The sequence below is a fragment of the Asticcacaulis currens genome, from assembly GCF_028550395.1.
In the GTDB taxonomy this organism is placed as follows: domain Bacteria; phylum Pseudomonadota; class Alphaproteobacteria; order Caulobacterales; family Caulobacteraceae; genus Asticcacaulis; species Asticcacaulis currens.
This window is the reverse complement of record NZ_JAQQKW010000011.1, coordinates 69830-95184: the sequence shown is the minus strand read 5'-3', so window position 1 is coordinate 95184 and position 25355 is coordinate 69830. Positions and strand designations below refer to the sequence as shown.

19 protein-coding genes are annotated in these 25355 nt (G+C 62.8%); 7 read left to right on the top strand and 12 right to left on the bottom strand.

Going from position 1 to position 25355, the window contains the following annotated elements; genetic code table 11:
• Positions 1 to 100: 100 nt before the first annotated feature.
• Together PQU94_RS15840 and kduD are read right to left on the bottom strand one after the other, a co-directional pair.
• Positions 101 to 709: a LacI family DNA-binding transcriptional regulator gene (locus PQU94_RS15840; RefSeq protein ID WP_272742409.1), complete on the bottom strand. Its 609-nt coding sequence runs from the start codon at positions 707 to 709 to the stop codon at positions 101 to 103.
• 40 nt (positions 710 to 749) lie between these two features.
• On the bottom strand, positions 750 to 1511 hold the full coding sequence (kduD, locus tag PQU94_RS15835) for a 2-dehydro-3-deoxy-D-gluconate 5-dehydrogenase KduD (protein WP_272742408.1): 762 nt from the start codon (positions 1509 to 1511) through the stop codon (positions 750 to 752).
• A 147-nt stretch (positions 1512 to 1658) separates the two neighbouring features.
• On the opposite strand from kduD, the gene lldD reads away from it, so the two are divergent.
• The 3 genes from lldD to PQU94_RS15820 all read left to right on the top strand — a co-directional run bounded on the left by lldD (position 1659) and on the right by PQU94_RS15820 (position 3658).
• Positions 1659 to 2813: an FMN-dependent L-lactate dehydrogenase LldD gene (gene lldD / locus PQU94_RS15830; protein ID WP_272742407.1), complete on the top strand. Its 1155-nt coding sequence runs from the start codon at positions 1659 to 1661 to the stop codon at positions 2811 to 2813.
• 180 nt (positions 2814 to 2993) lie between these two features.
• The gene (locus PQU94_RS15825; protein WP_272742406.1) at positions 2994 to 3242 is read left to right on the top strand and encodes a type II toxin-antitoxin system ParD family antitoxin; all 249 of its coding nucleotides are present in this window, start codon (positions 2994 to 2996) and stop codon (positions 3240 to 3242) included.
• An 80-nt stretch (positions 3243 to 3322) separates the two neighbouring features.
• A complete protein-coding gene (locus PQU94_RS15820; RefSeq protein ID WP_272742405.1) occupies positions 3323 to 3658 on the top strand; it encodes a type II toxin-antitoxin system RelE/ParE family toxin in 336 nt (111 codons plus the stop codon).
• Here PQU94_RS15820 and pstB read toward each other — a convergent pair.
• From pstB to PQU94_RS15790, 6 genes are all read right to left on the bottom strand, one after another.
• Positions 3655 to 4455, bottom strand: coding sequence for a phosphate ABC transporter ATP-binding protein PstB (gene pstB, locus PQU94_RS15815; RefSeq protein ID WP_272742404.1), 801 nt, complete (start codon positions 4453 to 4455; stop codon positions 3655 to 3657). The genes PQU94_RS15820 and pstB overlap by 4 nt on opposite strands.
• A 9-nt stretch (positions 4456 to 4464) precedes the next feature.
• Positions 4465 to 5304, bottom strand: a complete 840-nt coding sequence (gene pstA / locus PQU94_RS15810; RefSeq protein ID WP_272742403.1) for a phosphate ABC transporter permease PstA — start codon at positions 5302 to 5304, stop codon at positions 4465 to 4467.
• A gap of 13 nt (positions 5305 to 5317) precedes the next feature.
• Positions 5318 to 6247 (bottom strand): phosphate ABC transporter permease subunit PstC, encoded by a 930-nt coding sequence (gene pstC, locus PQU94_RS15805; RefSeq protein ID WP_272742402.1) that lies wholly within the window; start codon positions 6245 to 6247, stop codon positions 5318 to 5320.
• 16 nt (positions 6248 to 6263) lie between these two features.
• Positions 6264 to 7382 carry a phosphate ABC transporter substrate-binding protein PstS gene (pstS, locus tag PQU94_RS15800; RefSeq protein ID WP_272742401.1) on the bottom strand — a complete coding sequence of 373 codons (1119 nt, stop codon included), beginning with the start codon at positions 7380 to 7382 and terminating at the stop codon, positions 6264 to 6266.
• Positions 7383 to 7573: 191 nt separating this feature from the next.
• Positions 7574 to 9202, bottom strand: a complete 1629-nt coding sequence (locus PQU94_RS15795; protein WP_272742400.1) for a methyl-accepting chemotaxis protein — start codon at positions 9200 to 9202, stop codon at positions 7574 to 7576.
• 153 nt (positions 9203 to 9355) lie between these two features.
• Positions 9356 to 9991 carry a TetR/AcrR family transcriptional regulator gene (locus PQU94_RS15790; RefSeq protein WP_272742399.1) on the bottom strand — a complete coding sequence of 212 codons (636 nt, stop codon included), beginning with the start codon at positions 9989 to 9991 and terminating at the stop codon, positions 9356 to 9358.
• Between the two features lie 296 nt (positions 9992 to 10287).
• On the opposite strand from PQU94_RS15790, the gene PQU94_RS15785 reads away from it, so the two are divergent.
• The 4 genes from PQU94_RS15785 to PQU94_RS15770 all read left to right on the top strand — a co-directional run bounded on the left by PQU94_RS15785 (position 10288) and on the right by PQU94_RS15770 (position 16928).
• A complete protein-coding gene (locus PQU94_RS15785; RefSeq protein WP_272742398.1) occupies positions 10288 to 11484 on the top strand; it encodes an efflux RND transporter periplasmic adaptor subunit in 1197 nt (398 codons plus the stop codon).
• 175 nt (positions 11485 to 11659) lie between these two features.
• Positions 11660 to 14836 carry an efflux RND transporter permease subunit gene (locus tag PQU94_RS15780; protein WP_272742397.1) on the top strand — a complete coding sequence of 1059 codons (3177 nt, stop codon included), beginning with the start codon at positions 11660 to 11662 and terminating at the stop codon, positions 14834 to 14836.
• Positions 14836 to 16194, top strand: coding sequence for an efflux transporter outer membrane subunit (locus tag PQU94_RS15775; protein ID WP_272742396.1), 1359 nt, complete (start codon positions 14836 to 14838; stop codon positions 16192 to 16194). The genes PQU94_RS15780 and PQU94_RS15775 overlap by 1 nt, the downstream gene beginning before the upstream one ends.
• Positions 16195 to 16262: 68 nt before the next feature.
• Positions 16263 to 16928 (top strand): DUF6445 family protein, encoded by a 666-nt coding sequence (locus tag PQU94_RS15770; RefSeq protein WP_272742395.1) that lies wholly within the window; start codon positions 16263 to 16265, stop codon positions 16926 to 16928.
• A gap of 78 nt (positions 16929 to 17006) precedes the next feature.
• Here the strand turns inward: PQU94_RS15770 and PQU94_RS15765 are convergent, their stop codons facing one another.
• The 4 genes from PQU94_RS15765 to PQU94_RS15750 all read right to left on the bottom strand — a co-directional run bounded on the left by PQU94_RS15765 (position 17007) and on the right by PQU94_RS15750 (position 25186).
• Positions 17007 to 18524, bottom strand: coding sequence for a tryptophan halogenase family protein (locus tag PQU94_RS15765; RefSeq protein ID WP_272742394.1), 1518 nt, complete (start codon positions 18522 to 18524; stop codon positions 17007 to 17009).
• Positions 18525 to 18534: 10 nt separating this feature from the next.
• Positions 18535 to 20028 (bottom strand): tryptophan 7-halogenase, encoded by a 1494-nt coding sequence (locus tag PQU94_RS15760; RefSeq protein ID WP_272742393.1) that lies wholly within the window; start codon positions 20026 to 20028, stop codon positions 18535 to 18537.
• Positions 20021 to 21538 (bottom strand): tryptophan halogenase family protein, encoded by a 1518-nt coding sequence (locus PQU94_RS15755; RefSeq protein WP_272742392.1) that lies wholly within the window; start codon positions 21536 to 21538, stop codon positions 20021 to 20023. Before PQU94_RS15755 ends, PQU94_RS15760 begins: the two co-directional genes overlap by 8 nt.
• A 390-nt stretch (positions 21539 to 21928) precedes the next feature.
• Positions 21929 to 25186 carry a TonB-dependent receptor gene (locus tag PQU94_RS15750; protein ID WP_272742391.1) on the bottom strand — a complete coding sequence of 1086 codons (3258 nt, stop codon included), beginning with the start codon at positions 25184 to 25186 and terminating at the stop codon, positions 21929 to 21931.
• Positions 25187 to 25355 lie beyond the last annotated feature (169 nt).

The window sequence follows — 25355 nt, the reverse complement described above, 5'->3', positions numbered from 1 at the left end:
CCTTCTTGCTACTGACAAAAAAGCCCTCCGGAGTGATCCGGAGGGCTTTTTTCTTATCTTGAAGGTCACTGAACCCCCGACAGTGTCGGGGGAACGGAGACTATTTCGCGGCCTTGGCTTTTTCGTCTTCGCTGAGGCGCTGGAACAGCAGATCGACCATCTCCTCGGCGTTTTCGTCCGTGGCGGTCGAGGCTTCGACGCCGCAATAGCTCTGGTCCGGCAGGCGGCCCCAGACGACCAGCGGCGCGTAGTAGCGGGCGAGGTCGCTCAGCGCCTCGTGCTGATCCCTGGCCGCCGTGTCAGGCAGGACCAGCATACCGTCAAAGCGCTGCGAGCGGACAAGGTCCTTCAGCGCGCCCTGACGCTTGGCCGGGGTCTTGAGCACCAGCAGCTCATAGCCGCGCTTGAAGACGGCCTGGGTGAGGGCGCCCATCATGCTCAAGAGGTGCGGGTCGCGCAGCTTGCGGTCGCCGTCGTCGGGCAGGACGAGGCCGATGGTGCGGGTGCGCTTCAGACGGAGGTTACGGGCGGCCTGATTGACGACGTAGCCATGTTCCTCGGCAATCGCCGCGATCTTGTCACGCAGCGGCTTCGGGATCAGGGGGCTTCCGGCCAGGGCCCGCGAAACGGTGGACACCGAGACGCCGGCCATGCGGGCGATATCGGCCATCTTGAGCGGCGCGGTGGTCGAAAGAGTCTCTGTGGTCATTGTCTCCTCAAGGGGTTCGGATGGGTCCGGAACAGACGCATCAGCGCGCCAGCCAGCCCCCATCAACGGGGATAATAACTCCGTTTACGTAATTTGACACGCGGGAGGCCAAAAAAACCGTCGCGCCACCCAAATCTTCTGGCGTCCCCCAGCGGGCGGCGGGAATCCGGTCGAGAATCGCCTTGGCGCGTTCGGGGTCGCTTTGCAGCCCTTCGGTCAGTTCCGTAGCCATATAGCCCGGCGCGATGGCGTTGACATTAAGGCCTTTGGACGCCCATTCGTTGGCCAGAAGCCGCGTAATCCCGGCCACGCCCGACTTCGACGCCGTATAGGAGGGGACGCGGATGCCGCCCTGAAACGACAGGAGGGAGGCCGTATTGATGATCTTGCCGTGGCCCTGTGCGATCATGTGGCGACCGGCGGCCTGACACATGAAGAACAGGGTCTTGAGATTGAGGTTCATCACCGCGTCCCAGTCTTCCTCGGTAAATTCCGTGACGTCGCCACGGCGGATCGACCCGGCATTGTTGACGAGGATGTCGAGCCCGCCCATGACGCGCAAAGTTTCGGTGATAATATCCTCCACCGGCGAAATGGAGGTAAGATCGGCGCGGATAAAATGGAACCGGCGTCCCAGAGCCGTGACCTTTTCGGCGGTGGTGTCCGCCCCCGACGAGCCGACGGCGCAGATATCGGCCCCGGCTTCGGCCAGAGCTAGCGCCATGCCCTGCCCCAGTCCGCGATTGGCTCCGGTGATCAGCACGGTTTTCCCGGAGAGGTCGAACATCGAGGCAGCGGACATGGCATTTCCTGAGTAAAAAAGGGCGTGATTAATTTTGATCTATGATGATTGAACGGGATTGTCCACGCATTGTCATCGGGCTTGGCCCCATGCTAGAGCAACAGATATTGCTTTTCCATCCTTTGCGTTCCGCCTGCTGAGTCTGCCATGATCATCTCCGCCTCGACCGATTACCGCGAAGCCGCCCGGCGTCGGCTGCCGCCCTTCCTGTTTCACTATATCGACGGCGGGGCCTATGCCGAGCGCACACTGGCGCGCAATGTATCGGACCTTGGCGACGTGGCCCTGCGCCAGCGCGTGCTGAAGGACGTGTCGTCGCTCAGTCTGGAGACGGAACTGCTGGGTGAAAAGCTGTCCATGCCTATCGTTCTGGCTCCCGTCGGCCTGACCGGCATGTATGCCCGGCGCGGCGAGGTGCAGGCGGCGCGCGCGGCGCAAAAGGCCGGCATCAACCTGACCCTTTCGACCGTCAGCGTCTGCCCCATCGAAGAAGTGCAGGGCAGGTGCGACAAGCCGATCTGGTTTCAGCTCTATGTGCTGAAAGATCGCGGCTTCATGAAGAACGCGCTGGAACGCGCCTGGGCGGCCGGTATCCGCACGCTGGTCTTCACCGTCGATATGCCGGTGCCGGGGGCGCGCTACCGCGACGCCCATTCGGGCATGAGCGGGCCGAACGCCGAAATCCGCCGCCTGTGGCAGGCGGTGACGCACCCGCACTGGGCCTTTGATGTCGGCCTGATGGGGACGCCGCACGATCTGGGCAATGTCTCGAAATATCTCGGCAAGGCCACGGGTCTGGCAGACTATATCGGCTGGCTGGGGGCCAATTTCGACCCGTCGATCTCGTGGAAGGATCTGGAATGGATCCGCGACTTCTGGAAGGGCCCCATGGTCATTAAGGGCATACTCGACCCGGAAGACGCCAAGGATGCGGTCAGCTTCGGCGCCGACGGCATTGTGGTGTCCAACCACGGCGGACGGCAGCTCGATGGCGTCCTGTCTTCGGCACGGGCGCTGCCGGCCATTGCCGACGCCGTGAAGGGCGATCTGACCATTCTGGCCGACTCCGGTATCCGCACGGGCCTTGATGTAGTGCGCATGATCGCGCTGGGGGCCGACGGGGTGCTGCTGGGCCGGGCCTTTATCTATGCCCTGGCCGCCGGGGGGGAGGCGGGGGTCTCCAACCTGCTCAGCCTGTTCGAGAAGGAAATGCGCGTCGCCATGGCGCTCACCGGCGTCAAGTCGATCCGCGAAATCGGCCCGCAGTGTCTGGTGCCGGGGGGCATGACTGTCAAAGATTGACAATTTTGGGGGCGGGCGTATCCTTTAGAGCGGAATGATTTCTAATGGAATCATTCCGCTCAAGCCGCCATTGAGGCGGCGGCCAAGGCGGCGCAGCCGCCGCCCGGCGAGGGGCTAAACAAAAATCTAGATCATCATGTTTCTACCAGAAATCATAATGATCTAGTCAGGAGATACGCCATGACCCTCAACATAAATCTGACGCCGCGTCTCGAAGATATGGTGCGTGAGAAAGTCGCGGGCGGCCTGTATAATAATGCCAGCGAAGTGATCCGCGATGCGCTGCGCCTGATGGAAGCCAATGATCGGTTTCAGGCGGCCAAACTTGAGGCGTTGCGCGAGTCGATCCGTGAAGGCATCGAAAGTGGTTCAGCAGGGGAACTGGATATCGAAGCCATCAAGGCAAAAGGTCGCGCCAGAGCGAAATGACCCGGATTTTAAAGACGGCACGGGCGGAAGATGATCTCGAAGCCCTGTGGCTTTATACCAAGGGTCATTGGAAATGACTCTTGGTATTCCGTTCGAGAATTTCTCATGTAGCTGATACATATGAGAAATTCTCGAGTTTTCAACGGCCGGATGCGGTCAGCATCTTCGGCCGTTGGTATTATATTCCCAAAGATCGTCCTGACGCTACGGATAAGATGCTGGATCGCATTGCCGAAACGCTTAGAAAGTTGTCTTTGCATCCCGACATGGGGCGACCCCGACCGGAACTCTACGCTGAGCTGCGCAGCTTTCCGATCCGGCCCTATGTGCTTTATTATCGTCCTGTAGAGCAGGGTATCGAACTGGTGCGGGTATTGAATGCCGCTCGCGATATGCCTGCCGCCTTTGAAGCTTAACCGAAGCGGCCGCCGATATAGTCGGAGGTGCGTTCGACCTTCGGCTTGACGAACAGTTCTTCGGTTGGGCCGTATTCGACCATCTTACCCAGATACATGAAGCCCGTATAGTCCGACAGGCGCGCCGCCTGTTGCAGGTTATGGGTCACGATGATGATGGTCAGGTCGCGCTTCAGCTCTTCCAGCGTGTCTTCCAGCTTGGCCGTCGAAATGGGGTCGAGCGCCGAGGCCGGTTCGTCGAGCAGCAGGATTTCCGGCTCAACCGCGATGCCGCGGGCGACGCACAGACGCTGCTGCTGACCGCCCGAAAGCGACAGGCCGGACTTGGTCAGCTTGTCCTTCACCTCGTCCCACAGCGCGGCGCGGCGCAGGGCCTTTTCGACCACCTCGTCCATCTGCGATTTCGACTTCTTGTGGTACAGCTTCACGCCGAAGGCCACATTGTCATAGATCGACATGGGGAAGGGGGTCGGCTTCTGGAAGACCATGCCGACGCGGGCGCGTAAGCTGGTCAGATCGACCTTGGGGCCCAGAATGTTCTCGCCATCGACCAGAATCTCGCCTTCGGCCCGCTGACCCGGATAGAGGTCATAGATGCGATTCATGGTGCGCAGCAGGGTGGACTTGCCGCAGCCCGACGGACCGATCAGGGCGGTGATGCCGTTGCGCTTGACCGGCATGGAGACGCCGAACAGCGACTGATGCGTGCCGTAGTAGAAGTTGAGGTTCCGCGTTTCCAGCACAAGCTGATCGGCCGGGGGCGGGGTGATGACGCTTTGGAAATCGGTGTCGGACATGACGAGGCCTTACTTGTGATCTTTGTCGCGGGCGAGCCAGCGCCCCAGAATGTTGACGCCCAGAACCGCCAGCGTAATCAGCAGCGCCCCGGCCCAGGCGAGGGTGTTCCACGTCTCGTAGGGGCTCATGGCGAAGGGATAGATGGCGCCCGGCAGGCTGGCGAATGGCTTCGACATGTCGAAGCTCAGGAACTGGTTGTTGAGGGCGGTAAACAGCAGCGGCGCGGTTTCACCCGAAATACGCGCAAAGCCCAAGAGGCCGCCGGTCAGCATACCCGCCCCGGCCGCCTTCCAGATGATGCTGCGCACCGTGACCCATTGAGAGGCCCCCAGCGCCATACCGGCTTCGCGCAGGGCATTGGGCTGAAGGTTCAGGATGTCTTCGGTGGTGCGGGTCACGATGGGCGTGGCGAGGATGCCGAGCGCGATCGCCCCGGCCCAGCCGGAGAAGCCGCCCATGGGGACCACGACCCACCAGTAGACGAACAGCCCGATCAGGATGGACGGGGCCGACAGAAGCACGTCATTGAGGAAGCGCACGACGTGGCCATAGGGGGTGTTGCCGCCGATTTCGGCCAGCCACGTCCCGGCCAGCACGCCGATAACCACGGCAATCATCATGGCGACGCCGCACATCAGAATGGAGCCGACAATGGCGTTGCGCAGGCCGCCGGGCGAGTCCGGGGCAGGGGTGTCGGCGGTGAACAGCATCAGGTCCACCCCGCCGACGCCCTTGGTCAGCAGCGAGAACATGATCAGGGCCAGCGCGGCGAGAGCGACCAGCGCGGCCCCGGTGCAGATAACGACGAAGGCCTGATTGGCGAATTTGCGGCGAAGGGCGCGATCCATGCTCTTGCCTCCCTTAGTAACGCTGCGAGGACAGGAGCGCCCTGGCGATGGCCAGAACGGTGAAGGTAATCAGGAACAGCACCAGACCCAGCGCGATCAGCGAGGCGAGGTGGACGCCCGAGGCTTCGTTGAACTCATTGGCGATGGTCGAGGCCAGCGTCGAGCCCGAAGCGAACAGCGAGTCCGGGAAGCGGTGCGAATTGCCGATGATGAAGGTGACGGCCATGGTCTCACCCAGAGCGCGGCCGAAGCCCAGCATGACCACGCCGATCATGCCCTTCTTGACGTAGGGGATCAGCACCGAGCCCACCACTTCGTAGGAGGTGCAGCCGAGGCCGAAGGCGGCTTCGCGCACCTGCGGCGGGATCGAGCGGAACAACTCACGGAAGACCGCCGACATATAGGGCAGGATCATGATGGCCAGCACGATGGAGGCCGTGAAGATATTGGCCCCGTTGGGCACACCGGCCAGCAGCTTGCCCCAGAAGCTTTCGGGGTCGAGGCTGGTCAGAATGGGCAGTTGCACCGTGCGCGCAAACCACGGCGCGAAGACGAACAGGCCCCACATGCCATAGACGATGGAGGGGATGCCGGCCAGAAGCTCAATGGCGGTCGAAACCGGCTGGGCGATGGCCTTGGGGCAATACTGGGTCAGAAAGACCGAGACGCAGACGGCGATGGGCAGGGCAATGGCCAGAGACAGCACTGCCGTGATCAGCGTGCCGACGATGGGACCGGCGGCCCCATAGACCTCGGTGACCGGGTTCCACGTGCTGGAGGTCAGGAAGCCGAAGCCGAACTTGGAGATGGCGGGCCAGCCGCCGATCATCAGGGCGACGATCAGGCCGCCCAGAGTCAGGAGCAGGGTCGTCGCCGCCGCGAAGGCGAGGCCGCGGAAGATCGGGTCAACGGGATCAGGGTGGCGGGCGCTCTGAAGAGACATTGGGGTTTCCATAAGCTTACTGAGCGGAGGCGGCAGAGGCCGCCACGGCGGTGGCGGCGGTGGCCGGGGTATAGACCGGCTTACCGTCCGGACCGGTGATCTGCGACCACTGGGCGCGCATCATCTGCTTCACCTCAGGGGGCAGGGGGACGTAGTGCATCTTGGTCGCCAGGGCGTCGCCATTGGTATAGGCCCAGTCGAAGAAGGTGAGGGCGGCGCGGCCGCTGGCCGGCTTGTCCTGCTTTTTGTGCATGACGATGAAGACGGTACCGGTGATCGGCCACGCCTGAGCCCCCGGCTGATCGAGGAGCAGAAGCTGATTGCCGGGCGCGTGCGCCCAGTCGGCACCCGCTGCAGCGGCGGCAAAGGCTTCGATGGACGGGGCGATCATATGGCCGTCGTGGTTTTGCATATTGACGACGGCGGTGCCGGTGCGGGCGGCGACGGCGAATTCGACATAGCCGATGGAGCCAAGGGTCTGCTTGACGAAGGCCGAAACGCCTTCATTGCCCTTGCCGCCCAGGCCCACCGGCCATTCCAGCGCGTCCGAGGCCCCGACCTCTGCCTTCCACGTCGGGCTGACCTTGGCCAGATAGTTGGAAAAGAGGAAGGTGGTGCCCGACCCGTCGGCGCGGTGGATGACCGTGATCGGCAGGTGCGGCAGTTTGAGGCCCGGATTGAGGGCGCGGATGGGCGCGTCGTCCCAGCGCTTCACCTTACCCATATAGATATCGGCCAGAAGCGGGCCGGTCAGGTTGAGCTGGCCGCTCTTGATATCGGGCAGGTTGACGATGGGCACGATGCCCCCCATGACGATGGGGAATTGCAGCAGGCCGGATTCGTCGAGATCGGCAGGCTTGACCGGCTTGTCCGTCGCGCCGAAATCGACCGTTTTCACCTTGATCTGACGCACACCGCCGCCGGAGCCGATCGACTGATAGTTCAGACGGATGCCGGTGGTCTCCTTATAGGTTTCGGCCCACTTGGCCCCCAGCGGCGCAAAAAAGGTCGAACCCGCACCGGTGATGTCGCCCGCCGCCGGCGCGTCCTTGCCTTCAGCGGTCGCCGCACCCTTGTCCGAGCACGCGGTCAGCAGGAGCAGCGCGCCAAGCGCCAGGGCGAAGGGTTTGAACATCTACTCGTCTCCGATGATCCGACGAACACGCTTCCGGTGAGGATGACGTATCCGAATCCAACCACCGGTAAATCACCGCTGCGTTAAACAAATATGACGCAAGGGTAAACGGCAGGCGGCGCTGTGAAGCTGAGGCGGCGTTACAACAGTTTTATGACAGTTGTGTGAATGTCGCCAGAGGGGCGACTGGTCTAAACCGCCCGCACGGCGCGCAGGAAGGTGTCCACCGCGCTGTTGAGGCGCGCGGTTTCTTCGGCCAGATGCGCCGATTCCGCGCTGACGCAGGCGGCGGTCTGGTCGGTTTCATCGGCGGAGCGATGCACAAGTTGCAGGGTGCGGCCCACGGCCTGAGCGTCGGTGGCGGTCTGTTCGATGGTTTCGCCGATGCGGGCGGTCAGGCCGGTCTGCGCCTCGACGGCCTGAGCGACGTCTTGCGCCGTGCGGCCCATATCCGTGATGATGCTGCGGATGGCCCCGACGCTGTCCACCGTGTCGCGCGTCGCCGACTGAATGTCCTGAATCTGGCTGGTGATGCGGCGGGTCGCTTCGGCGACGCGTCCAGAGAGGGTCTTGACCTCGGCGGCCACCACGGCAAAGCCGCGCCCGGCGGCCCCGGCACGGGCGGATTCGATGGTGGCGTTCAGCGCCAGCAGGTTGATCTGACCGGCAATGTCGTCGATCAGCCCGATAATGTCGGTGATCTGCGCGGAGCGGGCCGAGAGCGAATCGAGCTTGGCCGCCGCGTCGGCGGACCGGTGCGCCGCTTCGTGAGCAATGGCGTCCGAGCGGGCGCTGCGTTCGGCAATATCGCGGATGGCGAGGCTCAGGGCCTGCGCCGCTTCGGCAACGTGGCGGGCGCGCTCCTGCGTGTTGCGCGTCGCCGTGGCGGCGGTTTCGACGCCTTCGCGGGTACGGATGGCGATTTCCGAGACATCGGCGGCGCGTTCGTGCAGACCCTCCACGGCCTGTCTCACACCGTCGAGAATACGGCAGGCGGTCTGTTCAAAGGCGGTAGCGGCGTCCGACATAGCGGTGCGGCGGCTGGCCTCGGCCTGAAGCGCCGTGTGTTCGGCGCGCAGGCGGTCGTGCTCCATGGCCTGCAATTGCTGCGAACGGGCGGCGTTTTCCTGACGCACGCGCTCCGCCGCATGGCGGTGGCGTCCGACCATCAGCCCGGCCGCAATGGCCGCCAGTGCGGCGACGCCCAGACCGATGAGCAGGGCGTTGCGGATGCCTTCCAGACGTTTCAGATAGGCGTCCACGCGGATATCGACCCCGACCAGACCGACAAATTGCCCCTTGTCCACCAGCGGCGCATAGCCCGACAGGAAGGTGCCCCATTTGTCCGTATAGGTTTCCGCCTCGACCTGCGGAGCCTGGGTCTCAAAGGCCTTTTCAAGCACGGGGGTGCGGTTGTCATAGGTTTCCATCACGCCGGTCGGCACGATCTGATCGCCGGGCTTGGGGATGGAGGCGTCCATGATGAAGTGGGTCTTACCGTCCACGCGGATCATGGTGTAGATGTAGGCGAGGTCCGGATTGCCGCGCAGCAGGGCGAAATAGGGGGCGCGCACGTGCTCGTAATCGGCATTGCCCTGATCTTCGGGGCGGGTGATGCGGGCGTGGGCGGTGGTGTCGGTCAGTTGCGCCGCGCTGACAGCAACGCGCATCAGATTGGTGCGGACTTCGTTTTTCAGCGCCGAAGAGGCGGTCAGATAGACCGCCAGACCGGTGACGGCGGCGGCGGCAAACAGGGTGCAACCGGCAATCAGCCCGTCGCGCCAGCCCGCGCTCCACCCGATACCCAGACGTTTAAGCATAGCCGCCCCCCACATCCCGCCCGCGCACGTCTGTGCCGGCTCGTTTTCTGAACTGAACGTCCAGTAACCGTTCGTTTTTTAATGGAGGGTTAAGCCGGCAGGTGCTGAGCCCCAAAAGCTGTTTATGGTGCTATTTTGCCGGGTGAAGCCGCGTTATTTCAGTATGAAGAGCACTTTCAGCACTTCGCGCAGTTCGCTGGCCAGCGCTTCGCGGTCGATGTCGGGATTGGAAACGGCGCGGATCATCATACCGTCGAACAACATGCCGATGATTTCGCCGCGCGCATCCATCCGCTTGCGGTCGCATCCTGGATTGAGGCGGTCGCAGAGGTTGCGGCCCAGTTCGCGCTCCTGCACGTCGGCGGCCTGAACGATAGCGGCAACGCGCGGATTGCGCGCCGCTTCGGCCAGCACCTCAAGCGCCAGAGCGCTCTTGTCCGGGCCATATTTGTGGTCCAGCGCGAAGTCCACGGTGAGCAGGATCTGATCCAGCAACTGATCGTCCGGCGTGTCGTCCCATTCGGCGAACTTGGCGCGCATTTCGGCCAGATCGTTGGCGACGATGGCTTCAATAATGGCTTCTTTATTCGCAAAGTAGCGATAAATAACGCCGACACTCATTCTGGCTTCGGCGGCGATGTCGGCCATGGAGGCACCGTGAAAGCCGGAGCGTCTGACGCAGCGCAGCGTAGCGTCGAGAATTTGCTGGCGCCGCTCCTCACGGCTTTGGCGCGACCGCGGTGCGACAGGGGAATCGGTAAGAGGGGACTTCAAAGCTGTACTGTTCATCCGCGGTGGCAAACCCTTCGTAGATAAGGGAGTTAACATTTTTTAATGTTATCTCTGCGCTTGACATACACCAAAAAGCCGCGTAAGGCCAGAAAAAATGAGAATGATCGTTCACTCTCATTTCATGCTGACACTTTCTTGCGCCTAGGTGCGACAGGTGTAGGGCTTGTTTTGCGTTGCACACTTTGATCTGCGCCGACGTATAAGGCGGCATTTACAAGTGACAGAGTTCAGAGGTCGGAGGCGCTCAGCCTCTCTGGCCGCTGCTATGATATTTCGTTCCGGAGAGAACCCGCATGAGATCGCAATCCCCCCTTATGAAATCCGCAGCGGTGGTGCTGGCGCTTGGCCTCACCCTCACGGCCTGCGGCAAAAAGGAAGGCGGCCCCGGGGCGGGCGGCATGGGCATGGGCGGGCCGACCGAGGTCGGGATCGTCGTGGTGGCCTCTGAGCCGGTCAATCTGACGACCGAGCTGTCGGGTCGGACCTCGGCCTACCTTCTGTCGGAAGTGCGTCCGCAGGTCAGCGGCATCGTCAAGGCGCGCCTGTTCACCGAAGGCAGCTATGTCAAGGCGGGTCAGCCCCTCTATCAGATCGACGCCGCGCCGTTTCAGGCCTCCTACGCTCAGGCGCAGGCCACCGTCGCGCAGGCCGAAGCCAATCTGACGGCGGCGCGCCTCAAGGCCGAGCGCTATGCCGAGCTGGTCAAGATCAACGCCGTGTCGAAGCAGGACAATGACGACGCGCAGGCGCAGTACGCTCAGGCCAGGGCGACCGTCGCCGCCGGTCAGGCCGCGCTGCAAACCGCCGGCATCAATGTCGGCTACACCAAGGTCATGGCCCCTATTTCGGGTCGTATCGGCAAGTCGAACGTCACGCCGGGTGCTCTGGTCACGGCGGCGCAGGCGACCGAGCTGACGCGCATCCAGAATATCGACAATATCTATCTCGACATCAATCAGTCGGTGACGGAGCTGATGGCGCTAAAGCGTGCGGCGGCGGCGGGTCAGATCGGCGAAGCGACGACGGCGGATGTCGAACTGGTCCTCGAAGACGGTACGGTCTATCCGCTCAAGGGCAAGCTGCAATTCTCGGACGTCAGCGTCGATGAATCGACCGGCACCGTGACGCTGCGCGCCCTGTTCCCCAACCCCAACGGCGTCCTGCTGCCGGGCATGTATGCCAAGGCGCGCATCGTGTCGGGCGTGGTCGGTAACGGCATTTTGGTGCCGCAGCCGGCGGTGACGCGCGATCCGAAGGGCAATGCCACGGTCATGGTGGTGTCGAAGGACAACAAGGCCGAGCCGCGCCCGATCAAGGTGGCGCAGACGGTCGGTGACAAGTGGCTGGTGACCGAAGGCTTGCAGGCGGGTGACAAGGTGATCGTGGAGGGTCTTCAGAAGATCCGCCCCGAAGCGCCGGTCAAACCCGTCAGCGTCGGCGCGGCCAAGGAAGCTCCGGCGGCCGCGGGTTCTGCTCAAAAAGCTAAGTAATTCAAGCGTTTTAAATAAAGGACTGACGATGCGACGCCCGAAGTGTGTCCGTCGTCAGCCCTGATACTCCGGTCCCGGCCTGTGTTGGCCTGCTTTCTCCGTTTCATCGGGCGGGACCAGACCTCCATCTGCCAGACCTCCATCTGACTGCATCCGTTCCTGCAAAGGCACCGTCATGATCTCGCGTTTCTTTATCCACAGACCGATCTTCGCCTGGGTGGTGGCCATCGTCATCATGATGGCGGGCCTTCTGTCCATCGCCAACCTGCCGATCGCCCAGTATCCGCAGATCGCCCTGCCGCAGGTGTCGGTCAGCGCCTTCTATCCGGGCGCTTCGGCCAAGACGGTCGAAGACTCGGTGACCCAGATCGTCGAGCAGCAGATGAAGGGCATTGACGGCCTTCTCTACATGAACTCGACCTCGGATTCGAGCGGTGCGGCGACCATCACCCTGACCTTCAAGGCGGGGACCAATCCCGACATTGCGCAGGTTCAGGTGCAGAACAAGCTGCAATCGGCGACGCCGCTCCTGCCGCAGGAGGTGCAGCAGCAGGGCCTGACCGTGGCCAAGGCGACCTCCAGCTTCCTGATGGTCGTCGGGCTTTATTCGGAAGACCCCAATGTCTCCGAGCATGACCTTGGCGACTATATGTCCTCGACCCTGGTCGATCAGCTCAGCCGCGTCGATGGCGTCGGCACCATCCAGAACTTCGGGGCCCAGTACGCCATGCGTATCTGGCTCGATCCGGCCAAGCTGACCAGCTACAGCCTGACGCCGACCGACGTGATGAACGCCATCCGCGCCCAGAACACGCAGGTCTCCGCCGGGCAACTGGGCGGTCTGCCCGCCGTGAAGGGCACGGTGCTCAACGCCACGATCACGGCACAATCGCGTCTGACCCGCATCGAACAGTTCCGCAACATCATCCTCAAGAACACCGCCGGCGGGGCCGTGGTGAAGCTGGAGGACGTGGCGCGTGTTGAGCTGGGGGCGCAGCAATATACCGGGGCGGTGAAGTTCAATGGCCGTGAAGCGACGGGTGTCGCCATCAGCCTGGCCACCGGGGCCAATGCGCTGAACACCGCCAATGCCGTGAAGGCCAAGATGGTCGAGCTGGAGAAGAACTTCCCCAAAGGGTACCGCTATGTGGTCCCCTTCGACACGACGCCATTTATCGAGCTGTCGATCCATGAGGTCGTGAAGACCCTGATCGAAGCCGTGGTGCTCGTCTTCGTCGTCATGTTCCTCTTCCTGCAAAACTGGCGCGCCACCATCATCCCGACCATCGCCGTGCCGGTGGTGTTGCTGGGGACGTTCGGCGTGCTGGCGGCCTTTGGCTATTCGATCAATACCCTGACCTTGTTCGGGCTGGTGCTGGCCATCGGTCTGCTGGTCGATGACGCCATCGTCGTGGTGGAAAACGTCGAGCGCGTCATGCACGACGAAAAGCTGCCGCCTATGGCCGCGACCATCAAGTCGATGGAGGAGATCACCGGGGCCCTGATCGGTATTGCGCTGGTCCTGTCGGCGGTGTTCATCCCCATGGCCTTCTTCGGCGGCTCGCAGGGCGTGATTTATCGTCAGTTCTCGATCACCATCGTTTCGGCTATGGCCCTGTCGGTGGTGGTGGCCCTGATCCTCACCCCGGCCCTGTGCGCCACCCTGCTCAAGGCGTCGGACGCCGACCATTCGCAAAAGAAGGGCTTTTTCGGCTGGTTCAACCGCAACTTTGACCGCATGGCCAATGGCTACCGCAACACGGTGGGCAAGATCCTCAATCAGGGTGGCCGTTACATGATCGTCTTTGCGGTGATCGTCGGCCTGATGGCCTTCCTGTTCACCCGCATCCCGACCTCCTTCCTGCCGGATGAGGATCAGGGCATCCTGTTTACCCTTGTCCAGCTTCCGCCAGGGGCGACGGACGAGCGTACCGGTCAGGTCATGGATCAGGTCGGCGCGCACTTTGCCAAGGACAGCGCCGTGGAATCGGCCTTTACGGTCAGTGGCTTCTCGTTTGCCGGGATCGGTCAGAACGCGGGTATGGCCTTCGTCCGCCTCAAGCCGTTCGAAGAGCGTAAATCGGCCGACATGAAGGCGCCCGCCGTCGCCGGGCGTGCCATGGGAGCGTTCAGCCAGTTCCGGGATGCCATGGCCTTCGCCATCATCCCGCCGGCCGTCTCCGAACTCGGCAACTCGTCAGGCTTCGACCTTCAGCTGAAGGATGTCGGGGGTCTGGGTCACGAAGCCCTGCTCAATGCCCGTAATCAGGTGCTGGGTATGGCGGCGCAGAATCCGTCGCTGATGGCGGTGCGTCCTAACGGCATGGAAGACACGCCGGAACTGAAGCTCGATATTGATCAGGTCGCCGCCGGTGCCATGGGCGTCAGCCTCAGCGATGTCAATGCCACGCTTTCGACCGCGATGGGCGGGGCCTATGTCAACGACTTCATCGACCGCAACCGCGTCAAGAAGGTATTTGTGCAGGCCGATGCGCCCTTCCGCATGAAGCCGGAGGATCTGAACCAGTGGTATGTGCGTAATGCACAGGGCCAGATGGTGCCGATGTCGGCCTTCACGACCGCGCACTGGGCCTACGGCTCGCCGCGACTGGAGCGCTATAACGGCGCGCCGTCGATGAATATTCAGGGTATGGCCGCACCGGGCAAGTCGTCGGGTCAGGCCATGGCCGAGATGGAGAAGATCATCGCGCAACTGCCCCCCGGCATCAGCTATGAATGGACCGGCCTGTCGCTTCAGGAGAAGCAGTCCGGTGCGCAAGCCCCCATGCTCTACGCCCTGTCGATCTTCGTCGTCTTTATCCTGTTGGCCGCCCTCTATGAGAGCTGGTCGATCCCGGTGGCCATCGTCATGGTCATTCCGCTGGGGGTGCTGGGGGCGTTGATTGCCACCCTGCTGCGCGGCCTGTCGAACGACATCTACCTTCAGGTGGCCCTCTTGACCATCATCGGTCTGTCGGCGAAGAACGCCATCCTTATCGTCGAGTTTGCCAAGCATAACCACGAAAGCGGCATGAATCTGATCGACGCCACGCTTCAGGCGGCCCGCGTCCGCCTGCGCCCGATCATCATGACCTCCATGGCCTTTACCTTCGGCATCCTGCCGCTCTTCTTCGCCAATGGCGCGGGGTCGGGCAGCCAGAACGCCATCGGTACGGGTCTGGTCGGCGGCATCCTGTCGGCCACCTTCCTGGCGGTGTTCTTTATTCCGCTTTTCTTTGTCATCATTGAAAAGATGTTCAAGGCGGACGAAAAGCACCTTAAGACTCTGGCGGCGGAGCGCGAAGCTCTGGCGGCGCTGGAACAGTCGCGTCACAACCGTGAGGACCACTAATGACTAGCTCGCTTAAACTCGGTCTGATGCTCCCGGCCACGGCTCTGGTCCTCAGCGCCTGTACGATGGCGCCGAAATATGAGCGCGGCACCCTGCCGGTGGCCGATCAGTTCCCGACCCCCGCCACCGCGCAGGGGGCCTCGGCAGAAACCCTGCCGTGGCAAAAGGTCTTCCTCGACCCGCGCCTGCAAAGCGTCATCTATGAGGCGCTGGTCAATAACCGCGACCTGCGCATCGCCACCCTCAATGCCGAGCGCGTGCGCGCCCAGTACAGCGTGCAGCGCGCCGGCCTGTTCCCCGGTGTCAATGGCACAGTCAGCGGTCGTCAGGCTAAGGACACTCCGGATAGCTATAGCGCCGATGTCGGGGCTTCGTGGGAGTTGGACCTGTTCGGACGGGTGCGATCGCTGAGCAATGCTGCGCTCAACACCTATTTCGCCTCGGCTGAAAATCAGAAGGCGGCAAAGGTGTCGCTGATTGCGTCGGTGGCGACGGCGTGGCTGACCCTGGGCGCCGATCAGGAGCAGTTGCGCCTGTCGCGTGAGACCCTGCGTCTGCGCGAAGAGAGCCTGTCCCTGACGCAAAAGCGTTTCGACCTCGGTGCCACCGACGCGCTGGGCCTGCGTCAGGAGCAGACCCTGACCGAACAGGCGCGCGCCGACGTGGCGCAACTGGAAGCGCTGGTGCAGCAGGACAAGAACGCCCTGCGCCTGCTGGTCGGGGTGGAGGTCGATGCCGCCAACCTGCCCGATGCCCTGCCGGAAAATGCCGTGCTGAGCGACCTGCCGGTCGGCCTGCCGTCGGACGTCCTGCTGAAGCGCCCGGACGTGGTGGCCGCCGAATTCGATCTGAAGGCTGCCAACGCCAATATCGGGGCGGCGCGCGCCGCCTTCTTCCCGCGCATCTCGCTGACCGGCGCGGTGGGCAAGGCCTCTACCGATCTTAACAACCTGTTTGACGGGGCCGACACCTGGAGCTTTGCGCCGTCGATCTCGGTGCCGATCTTTGCCGGAGGGGCCAATGTCGCCGGGCTGGAAGGCTCGAAAAAGGCGCGTGATATCGCGCTTGCCACCTATGAAAAGTCGATCCAGACCGCGTTCCGCGATGTGGCCGACGCTCTGGCTGTGCGTTCGACCATCGACACCCGCCTGACGGCCCAGACCCGTGTGGTCGAGGCGGCCAGCGAAACCGAGGCCCTGTCGCGCGCCCGTTTTGACCGCGGTGTGGATTCGCGTCTGACCCTGACCGACGCCCAACGCACCCTCTATGGCGCGCAGCAGGGGCTGATCACGACGCGCCTGACCCGCGTGCTGAACCTGACGCGGCTCTATTCGGCCACCGGCGGAGGCCTGCAATAGAGCGGTTTGCCGTTTGCGCTTTGACCGCCTGAGAGACTATAGATACCGGTCTCTCAGGCGGTTTTTTTATGATCTCACTCAATCCTCATCTGACCCTTACGGTACAGTCTCTGGGTCAGGAGGCCCAGCCTCTGGTCATTGTCGATGAGGTGCTGACCGATCCGCAGGCCCTGATCGCCGAGGCCGATGCCGCGGCCTTTCGCACGCCGGCACCCGGATCGCGCTATCCGGGTCTCAACGCGCCCCTGCCCGATGCCTATAAGGCGGTGGTGGCGACGGCGCTTCTGCCCCGCCTGTTGCCGATTTTTGGCGTGACGCCTCAGCCGTTGCCCCTGTTCGGCTTTTTCGGGGTGGCGACGCAAGGGGGGGCCGATATGGCCGTGCGTCAGGCCGCGCCGCATATCGACGCCTTCAATCTCAACAGCTTTGCCAGCGTCCATTATCTGTTTGCAGGTGATCTGGGCGGGACGGCCTTTTTCCGCCACCGCGCCAGCGGGCATGAGCTGATCACCCCCAGCCGCAGCTATAGTTTTGAGCGCGCGCGGCGGCTGGAACTGGACGGCTTCGAAGGGACAGGTGCTGCGGCGCGGGGGCAATTCTACGAAGAGATTGCCGCGGTCGAGCCGCGTCTCAACCGGCTGATCTTCTACCGCGCCGGGCAGATACATTACGGCGAGGTGCGGTCAGACGAGGGGCGGCGTCTGACGGCCAATCTGTTTTTTGGTATCCGATAGCTATCCCGAAGCGCATTCCGAAAAGTGTGCAAGGGCTTTGAAATCAAAGGCGCGATAACACAAAACGTCAGACGAAAATCAGGCCTCGCGCCGCCGCAGTTCCGCCGACGGCGCAAAGCGCCGCAGATAGTCTTCGTGGGCGGGCAGGGTGTCGGCACGGCTTTCCACCATCTTGCGCCAGCGGCTCATATGCAGGCGCAGGTCGGTGGGGTCCACGCTGTCCACGGCCGGGTGAACGGCTTTGGGCAGCAGTCCCTGACCCATCAGGACGGCCAGCCAGCTCGTGTCGCGGAACAGCTCCGGGTCGCGCGCCACCACAATCGCCGTTTCCCGGAACATCTCGAGCCGCTCTTTCAGGCTGTCGGGCATGTCCATGGCCTGCACCCACTGCCAGAACGGCGTGTCGTCGCGCTCGCTCACCTTATAGTGGGCGATCAGGAAGTCTTTGATATTGTTATAATCGAACAGCACCTCCTTATTGTACTGCGCGACGACCGACGGCACGATGCCGGTGCGGGGGAACAGGGCCAGAAGGCGCGTAATGCCTGACTGCACCAGATGGAGGGCGGTCGATTCCAGCGGTTCGAGGAAGCCGGAGGCAAGACCGAGCGCTACCACATTCTTGTCCCAGACGCGCTTGCGGTGGCCGGTGACAAATTTCAGCAGGCGCGGATCGGCCAGAGGGGCGCCGTCCAGACAGCCCAGCAGACGCGCCCTGGCGTCTTCGACGCTGATGAACTGATCGGAGAAGACATAGCCATTGCCCGTGCGGTGTTGCAGCGGGATGCGCCAGGTCCAGCCGGCTTCGCGGGCCGTGGCGCGGGTGTAGGGGGTGATGTCGGCGACGCGCTCACACGGCACGGCCACGGCGCTGTTCATCGGCAGCCAGCGCGACCAGTCTTCGTAGCCGCAGTTCAGCGCCCCTTCGATCAGCAGGCCGCGAAAGCCGGAGCAGTCGATGAACAGATCGCCTTCGAGGCGGCGGCCATCGGCGGTGACGACCGCCGTGACAAATCCGGTTTCCGGATGCTGTTCGACGCTGACGATGCGGCCTTCGTGGCGGATGACGCCGCGTTCGGCGCTGTAATTGCGCAGGAATTTGGCATAGAGGACGGCGTCGAATTGAAAGGCATAGTTCAGGTTCGGCTTGTCGCCTTCCGACATCAGATGCCCGAAGCGGCCCTTATAGGCGGCGACGGTCTCCAGATTATACTGCGTATAGTCATAGTCCCCGCCGCGACGCCACCAGTCGGCCAGCCAGTAATGGTGGAAGGGGAAGCTCTCGATTTCCCGCCCGCTGTGGCCAAAGGGGTGGAAATAGCTGTGGCCGCGGGCGCGCCAATCGACGAACTCGATCCCCAGCTTGTAGGTGGCGTGGGTTTCGCGCACGAAGGTGGCTTCGTCTATGCCCAGAAAGTCGTTAAATTTGAGGATGGGTGGAATGGTGGCTTCGCCGACGCCGACAATGCCGATTTCCTCCGACTCGATCAGATCAATCTCCAGCGTGTCGCCCAGCGCCTTGGACAGGCCTGCCGCGGCCATCCACCCGGCGCTGCCGCCGCCGACAATCACAATCTTCCTGATGGTCTGTTGCATCCGATAAACCCTATACAGTCGCTGCCCGTGATACGGCATCCGGGGTGGGCATGGTTTCAACCTGTTTGCGCACATAGCCGAGAACGCTCTGGAAATGGCGGATCAGGTCAGGTTCGGCGATCTGATCCGCGCGCACATCATAGGCGGCGGGCAGGCGGCCGTGACCCAGACAGGCCGCGATCCACCACGCCTCGTCGAAGGTTTCCTCATCATACATCGGCATGTGCCCGCAGGCGGAGAACAGCTCCAGCCGGTAGGCCAGTTCCGGCGGCAGGCTCTGACTGCGCAGACGGTCCCAGACGGGCTGGTCGCGGCGCTTGTTGAGGCTGTAGAGGAGGATCTGCGCGTCGCGCAGGCGCGCATAGACCTGAGCCACCGTGCGGTTATAGACGGCGCTTTCGAGGCCGCCCGTATCCAGCGGGAACAGGGCCGTCAGGTGCGACAGGCCAAACAGCAGGGCGGGCATACGCGCACTGCCCAGGGGGTCGAGCACGGCGGCGGCGTCGCCCAGACCGATGACATTGCCCGACCAGGCGCGGCGCTGCCCCGCCTCAAACGGCGTGACGGTGGCCTGCGGATTGAGGCTGACCCTGGCGACAGTGGCGGCGGCTTCAAACGCTTCGTCGTCGGACAGCTCATCGGTGGTGTACACCTGTTGCAGGGCCGTGTAGTCGCGCAGCGGAAACAGTCCGGTCCAGCCCGAACGGAAGGCGGTAATCTGCGCAAAGACCGGGAGCGGCGTAGCGGGGGCGGCATAGCTGGTCAGCAGGCGGTCGAACGGCAGCCAGTGCCGCCACGAGGTGAAGCCGGTCTCCGGCATCTGGCTGAGCAGGCGGGCCTCGCTGCCGGTGGTGTCGATAAATAGATCGCCTTCGACGGTCTGGCCATCGGACAGGACCACGGCGGACATCTGCGCGCCCTGCACGACCGGCGAGACGTGCGCCGCCGGCAGATGACGGACGCCGCGTTTGAGGGCCACCTGACGCAGCATTTCGCCATAGGGGGCCGCCGGCAGATGATAGCCGCGCCCGGCCTCGGCAAAGCCGCTCAGCTCCGCCTCGCGCGTCAGCAGGCGGCCGTGTTTGGCGCAGGCGGCGTTGATGGCGAAATCTTCATAGGCCACCGACAGGCCAGAGGCGCGGGCGCGCAGCCACAGATGATGGAAGGGCACGTTTTGCACTGCCACGCCTGTGCTGGAATAGCCCACAAACACCGGGGGGGCGTTTTTGGCCCAGCCGACATATTGCTGACCCAGCGTAAAGGTGGCGCCCAGCGCCCGCATCAGCACCTCTTCCTCCAGCCCCAACTGGGCGTGGAAGCTGGCCTGACTGTCCAGCGTCGGCAGCACCTCGCCGGGGCGCAGCAGCGACGGCAGCTCGACGGCGGTAAAGCTCAGATCACTGCGCGCGAAGGTGCGCTGCAAGACCGCAGCGGTCAGCCACAGGGCTTCGTCGCGACCGACGATCACCACCTTGCGAACGGGACGGGGCGGGGCGTCAGTCATGGGTCACCCCGCTGTCCGGATCATAGCAGTGCCCGGCGACAAAGTCCGCGTGGCTGGGCAGAACGGCCAGATTGGCGTCGATCTTGCGCTTCAGGCGTTTCAGATAGTCGCGTATGCCGTCCTCCCCCAGACCGTCGGCCTGCGGGTCGAAGGCGGCGGGCATGACGTCCTGCCCCATGAAGACGGCGATCCAGCTCGCCGGTGAAAAGAGGCCGTCCTTATAGCGCTGCACATAGCCGCGATGGCGGAACAGGGCCATTTTTTCGCGCAGGCTGTCCGGCACCGGCATGGTGCGCACATAGTCCCACAGGGGGCCCTCACTGGCCGAATTGGCGTGGTAGTGCAGGATCAGGAAGTCGCGCACCCGCTCGTATTCGATGTCGATCAGGCGGTTGAATTCGCGCGCCAGCGCCGGGTCGAAGCGCGTGTCGGGCATCAGACGCATCAGGAAGGTCAGGGCGATCTGCGACAGGTAGATGCTGGTCGATTCCAGCGGCTCCAGAAAACCGGAGGCCAGCCCCAGCGCGATCACGTTCCTGTGCCATGACGCGGTCCGGCGACCGGCCTGAAAGCGCAGCAGGCGTGGCTCGGCTTGAGCCGGGGCATCGAGCGCGCCCAGAAGCACTTCACGCGCGCGGTCTTCCGTCGAAAAGCGGCTGGAGAAGACATAGCCGTTGCCGGTGCGGTGTTGCAGCGGGATGCGCCATGTCCACCCGGCTTCGCGGGCGGTGGCGCGTGTGTAGGGCGTCAGGTCGTCGGTACGTTCGCACGGCACGGCCAGAGCGCGGTCGCAGGGCAGCCACGGCGTCCAGTCTTCCCAGCCGAGGTTCAGGGCCTGACCGGCGATGACGGCGCGGAAACCGGAACAGTCGATAAACAAGTCGCCGTCCACGCTGCCGCCACTGGCGAGGGTCAGGCGTTCGACAAAGCCGGTTTCGGCGTTCTGATCGACGCCGGTGACCTGTCCTTCGATGCGCTGCACGCCGCGCGCCTCGCACCACTGGCGCAGGTAGCGGGCATAGAGGACCGCATCGAAATGGTAGGCATAGTCGTAGGTGGAGCGGATCGACTTCGGGTCTTCGACCGGAAAGTCAAAGCGGTTTTCGCGCGCCAGCCGGATGGGGAAGGCATAGTCTTCGATGGGGCCGGGGTCCATGAAGGTCCGCGCCTTCAGCCAGAGCTGGTGGAAGGGGATGCCGCCCGCCGACTGACCGTGCACGCCGAAGGGGTGGTGATAGCTCTGCGACGCCCCCCAGCCGCGAAACTCGATCCCCAGCTTGAAGGTGGCGTTGGTGGCCCGCATGAACTCGGCTTCGTCGAGGCCGAGCCAGGTGTTAAAATCGCGCACCTGCGGCAGGGTGGCTTCGCCGACGCCGACAATGCCGATCTCTTCGGACTCGATCAGGCGGATCGTGCAGGTGCCCGGCGCGAAGGCCCGGCTCAGCGCCGCCGCCGCCATCCAGCCGGAGGTGCCGCCACCCAGTATGGTGATATTGCGAAGGGGGGCCATGCCTGTCTCACCCGTGTTTGTTAGGAGGTTTTGCGCGTTTCTGAAGACAACGACCACACTTAAAGCAGGTTACGTTCCGTGTGAATGGAGACCTGTCTCCAGGCGGTTGCCTGATGGTGCTGTTTTCCCAAAACGAAGGTCGGCCAAAAGGGTCTCACCCGATCAGAGTGCACCCGGCGGACATCGTCCTTTTGCGCCTGTTCCTTGCCGTCCCCCAAGCCTTTCCCGAAGCCTTCCCACGTGGATAAAAACAGGACGCACCACCGTTGTGTGATGCGTCCCGACAAGTTTTTCCGCAACTTACGGAGGGAGAGATTGCGCAGAAACCGAAACCCCTGCGCAGGGGAGGCACCGTCCGTACCCCGGATAAGAGGTGCGGACGGCTCAGGCTTAGAACTTCAGACGAACCTGCGCCTGAAGGCGACGGTCGTTCTGGAACCAGGCATTCGGCAGAAGCAGGCGGGTATCGTTCGGGCTGCTCTGAGTGGCCCCATCGACCTGCTGCATCAGCTCGGTGCGGGTGTTGAGGAGGTTGGTGCCTTCCAGCGACACTTCGACCTGCTCGTTGAAGCGGTAGGCCAGACGGGCATCGAGATAGCCTGCCGACTTTTGCCAGATCGGCAGAGCGATACAGCAGTCCTGCGACGTCACGAGATATTCCGAACGCCAGTTATAGGCCAGACGCGCCGACCATGCCCCCTTTTCGTACATACCGACCAGGTTGAAGGTCTTGTCCGACAGGCCTTCCAGCGGCAGATCGGTGAACGAATTGGCCGCGACGGACGTGCCGCCACCCGTTTGGCCCGCCGTGCCGTCGCCGGAATTGACGACGACGTTCGACGACTTGATGCCCTTGTTGCTGAGCATGGTATAGTTGACGTCGATGCCGAGGCCGTTCCACGGAGAGGGCAGGTTGTCGAAGAAGCGCTTGTAGGCCAGTTCCCAGCCCTTGATCGCGCCGCCGTCCGAATTGATCGGGCCGCGGGTGCGCACGCTGCGCGTCACGCCGTTGTTGGTGACGTTACGGAAGTAAACGCCCTGCGTGATGTAGTCGTGGAACTGTTTATAGAACAGCGAGAAGGTGAACGAACCGGTCGAAGAGAAGTAGTTTTCGAATGACAGGTCGAACTGATCCGCCGTCACCGGCTTCAGGTACGGGTTGTTGGCATCCGCCGTATAGGTCAGGATCAGGCTCTGGATATTGCTGGCATTGGCCGGGGTGACGGGAAGCGCATTATTGGCACAGACGACGGTGACGCCACACACCAGCTCCGACTGAGACGGGATGGTGAAGCCCACCGACGTATAGGCCTTCAGGTTGCCGATGTCGGGGCGCGACATGGCGCGCGAAGCCGCAATCCGCATAAACCAGTCGTCGGCGATACCGATACGGGCGTTGAAGCTGGGCAACCAGTGCTCATGCGTGGCCACGTTCGGCGCGCGGTTGGTATTGACGGCAATAAAGTTGCGATCGGCCTGGGTGATGAAGTAGGTGGAGTTCAGCACCGTCCGTGTCGTCGTTACACCGTTGACGGTAGTAGCAATATCGCTCGTCGGCGTCGTCGCATAGACAATGGAGCCCGCCCCGAAGTTGGTGCCGCCGATGCTTTCGTTATCGGTCTTGACGTAGCGCACGCCGATATTACCCGTGACCGGGAACTTGCCGAACAGCAGGGCTTCGTCGCCACCGAACTTCAGTTGCAGATAGGCCGCCTTGGTGACTTCGGACACTTCGGCGATTTCAGCCGGACGGAAGCAGCCATCGACAAGGTTGGTGCGCTTGCACACCGGCACCCAGGCGTTGGTGCCGCCCGCCGTATAGGCCGTGCTGTTGAAGGTGTTGGCCAGCTTTTGCTGGTCCTTCAGCAGGTCCATGGCGAAGAAGACGGCCGAGCTGGCGTTGGTGCGATCGCCGCCGAAGAAGTCGGGGTCCAGCGTGCGCACGCCATAGGCGTTCTTGTTCGGGAAGTTGGCACCGGTGATGAAGTAGTTGTCGTAGGTGTTGTTGTCGCTCCAGGTATTGGTGACGTTGGCCCAGTTATAGGTGGTCCAGCGCACGGTCTGCTCACGGTCGGCGTAACGGACGCCGAACTTCAGCATGTTGAGCCAGGGCGAATCGAAGCTGTACTGCATATCGGCGCGGAAGGCGTCTTCGGTGCCGTCCGAATCGGTCACGTGGTCCATGATGTCATGGATACGGTAGTTTTGCGGATTGGCGACCCCGCCGGTGGCCATGTTGAAGTTCGAGCCGTTGGCGATTTTGATTTGCGGCAGGTCCCCCGTCAGATCCCAGGTCGTATCGGCCTGCGTGTTCATATCGACGGTGATGTCGTAATTGGTCTGGGTCGCTTCGACGTGCTGGATGTCAAAATTGGCCGTCAGCTTGTCGTTAATGCGCCACTTCAGGTTAAACGAGGTGTCGCGCGTGTCATTGACGCTGTCGCTGTAGCGGCTGCCCGTGCTGAAGGTCGTGCCGTATCCCACGGGGCTGTAGCAGGCCTGCCAGTTATAGCAGGCGAAGAAATCGTTGTCGGCGAGGCCCGTCGGGGTGCGGGCGGCACGGCCGAACCAGGTATCCGGCGTGCTGAGCAGCGTGCCCTTCTGCAGGAAACCATTGGAGTCGAAGGTGCAGGTCGTACCGGCCTTACAGGCCGCCGTATTGCCCGTCGCCGTGTTGACGTACTCGATATCCTTAGCCCATACGTCCACGGGGACGTTCGAGGTGGAAACATATTCTTCCCACTGCTCGCGCTTCTTGGACTGGTTATATTGCAGCGTGGCGGTAATATTGCCGTCGTTGCTCTTCCACTGGGCAGCGGCGGCAATGCCGTCGCGCACGCGGTTATAGACATTGTCGCGCAGGGCGATGCTGGTCGGGATATAGCGCTTGTCCGAGGTGCCCCAGATGGCCGGGGCCTGCACGACCGCCATACGACCGAGCTGGATGCCTTCCGAATTGGTGTTCACTTCGGAATGGGCGGCGTTGATCATCACGCCGAATTCGCCGAGGTCAGTCTCAAAACGGTCGGAATAGATGCCGGAGAAGGTGGCCGCACCCTTTTTGGCCAGGTCGCCATAGGTGTATTCCGCTGTCGCCGCCAGCAGGCGACCCTTCTGATCGAACGGCAGGCGGGTGCGCAGATTGACCGTACCGGCGATACCGCCTTCGATCAGTTCCGCGGTCTGGTTTTTATAGACATCCACGCCACCCATCAGTTCCGGCGAGACGTCCGACCACGACAGGCCACGGTTGGAGTCGGCGGTGAAGATGTCACGGCCGTTAAATTCCGAGCGGACCTGTTGCAGGCCGCGCACCACCACGCCCGACGGTTCGGCCGAGAAGTGCGCCGTGTCGCCCGTGGCGGCAAAGCGGTTGACGGTGATGCCGGCGACGCGTTGCAGCGCTTCGGCGACCGACTTGTCGGGGAAGGCCCCGATGTCGTTGGCCGTGATCGAGTCAACGACCGTGTCGGCGTTCTTCTTGATCTGCTGCGCGCTTTGCAAGGCCTTGCGCGCGCCGACGACGACGACTTCCTGAGGCTCGTCCGCCTTGGCAGCGGTTTGCGCCTGAGCCGCACCGCCCATGGCTATGCCTGCCGAAATCAGAAGCGCCATAGCGGAAACGCCGTGCTTCAACTTAACTGTCATGATTCAAGTCCTCCCTGACCGCTCTTCATCTCAAAAAAAGGGTTCCGGGGAGGCAGAATTGCGAAAGCAACACGACACTGCGTGTGCTTTGGCCCGTCGATGAGCTTCCCGAAACCTGTAACCACTTTTTTATTGCCCGCCCGTCCATGACACGCGGGATTAACCAACA

What these genes read in the sequence shown, in the direction of transcription:
- PQU94_RS15785 (WP_272742398.1), top strand. Translation starts at nt 10,288, where the DNA reads ATGAGATCGCAATCCCCCCTTATGAAATCCGCAGCGGTGGTGCTGGCG.
- pstC (WP_272742402.1), bottom strand. Translation starts at nt 6,247, where the DNA reads ATGTCTCTTCAGAGCGCCCGCCACCCTGATCCCGTTGACCCGATCTTC.
- pstA (WP_272742403.1), bottom strand. Translation starts at nt 5,304, where the DNA reads ATGGATCGCGCCCTTCGCCGCAAATTCGCCAATCAGGCCTTCGTCGTT.
- PQU94_RS15760 (WP_272742393.1), bottom strand. Translation starts at nt 20,028, where the DNA reads ATGACTGACGCCCCGCCCCGTCCCGTTCGCAAGGTGGTGATCGTCGGT.
- PQU94_RS15825 (WP_272742406.1), top strand. Translation starts at nt 2,994, where the DNA reads ATGACCCTCAACATAAATCTGACGCCGCGTCTCGAAGATATGGTGCGT.
- PQU94_RS15775 (WP_272742396.1), top strand. Translation starts at nt 14,836, where the DNA reads ATGACTAGCTCGCTTAAACTCGGTCTGATGCTCCCGGCCACGGCTCTG.
- PQU94_RS15750 (WP_272742391.1), bottom strand. Translation starts at nt 25,186, where the DNA reads ATGACAGTTAAGTTGAAGCACGGCGTTTCCGCTATGGCGCTTCTGATT.
- kduD (WP_272742408.1), bottom strand. Translation starts at nt 1,511, where the DNA reads ATGTCCGCTGCCTCGATGTTCGACCTCTCCGGGAAAACCGTGCTGATC.
- PQU94_RS15765 (WP_272742394.1), bottom strand. Translation starts at nt 18,524, where the DNA reads ATGCAACAGACCATCAGGAAGATTGTGATTGTCGGCGGCGGCAGCGCC.
- pstS (WP_272742401.1), bottom strand. Translation starts at nt 7,382, where the DNA reads ATGTTCAAACCCTTCGCCCTGGCGCTTGGCGCGCTGCTCCTGCTGACC.
- lldD (WP_272742407.1), top strand. Translation starts at nt 1,659, where the DNA reads ATGATCATCTCCGCCTCGACCGATTACCGCGAAGCCGCCCGGCGTCGG.
- PQU94_RS15780 (WP_272742397.1), top strand. Translation starts at nt 11,660, where the DNA reads ATGATCTCGCGTTTCTTTATCCACAGACCGATCTTCGCCTGGGTGGTG.
- PQU94_RS15790 (WP_272742399.1), bottom strand. Translation starts at nt 9,991, where the DNA reads ATGAACAGTACAGCTTTGAAGTCCCCTCTTACCGATTCCCCTGTCGCA.
- pstB (WP_272742404.1), bottom strand. Translation starts at nt 4,455, where the DNA reads ATGTCCGACACCGATTTCCAAAGCGTCATCACCCCGCCCCCGGCCGAT.
- PQU94_RS15770 (WP_272742395.1), top strand. Translation starts at nt 16,263, where the DNA reads ATGATCTCACTCAATCCTCATCTGACCCTTACGGTACAGTCTCTGGGT.
- PQU94_RS15755 (WP_272742392.1), bottom strand. Translation starts at nt 21,538, where the DNA reads ATGGCCCCCCTTCGCAATATCACCATACTGGGTGGCGGCACCTCCGGC.
- PQU94_RS15795 (WP_272742400.1), bottom strand. Translation starts at nt 9,202, where the DNA reads ATGCTTAAACGTCTGGGTATCGGGTGGAGCGCGGGCTGGCGCGACGGG.
- PQU94_RS15840 (WP_272742409.1), bottom strand. Translation starts at nt 709, where the DNA reads ATGACCACAGAGACTCTTTCGACCACCGCGCCGCTCAAGATGGCCGAT.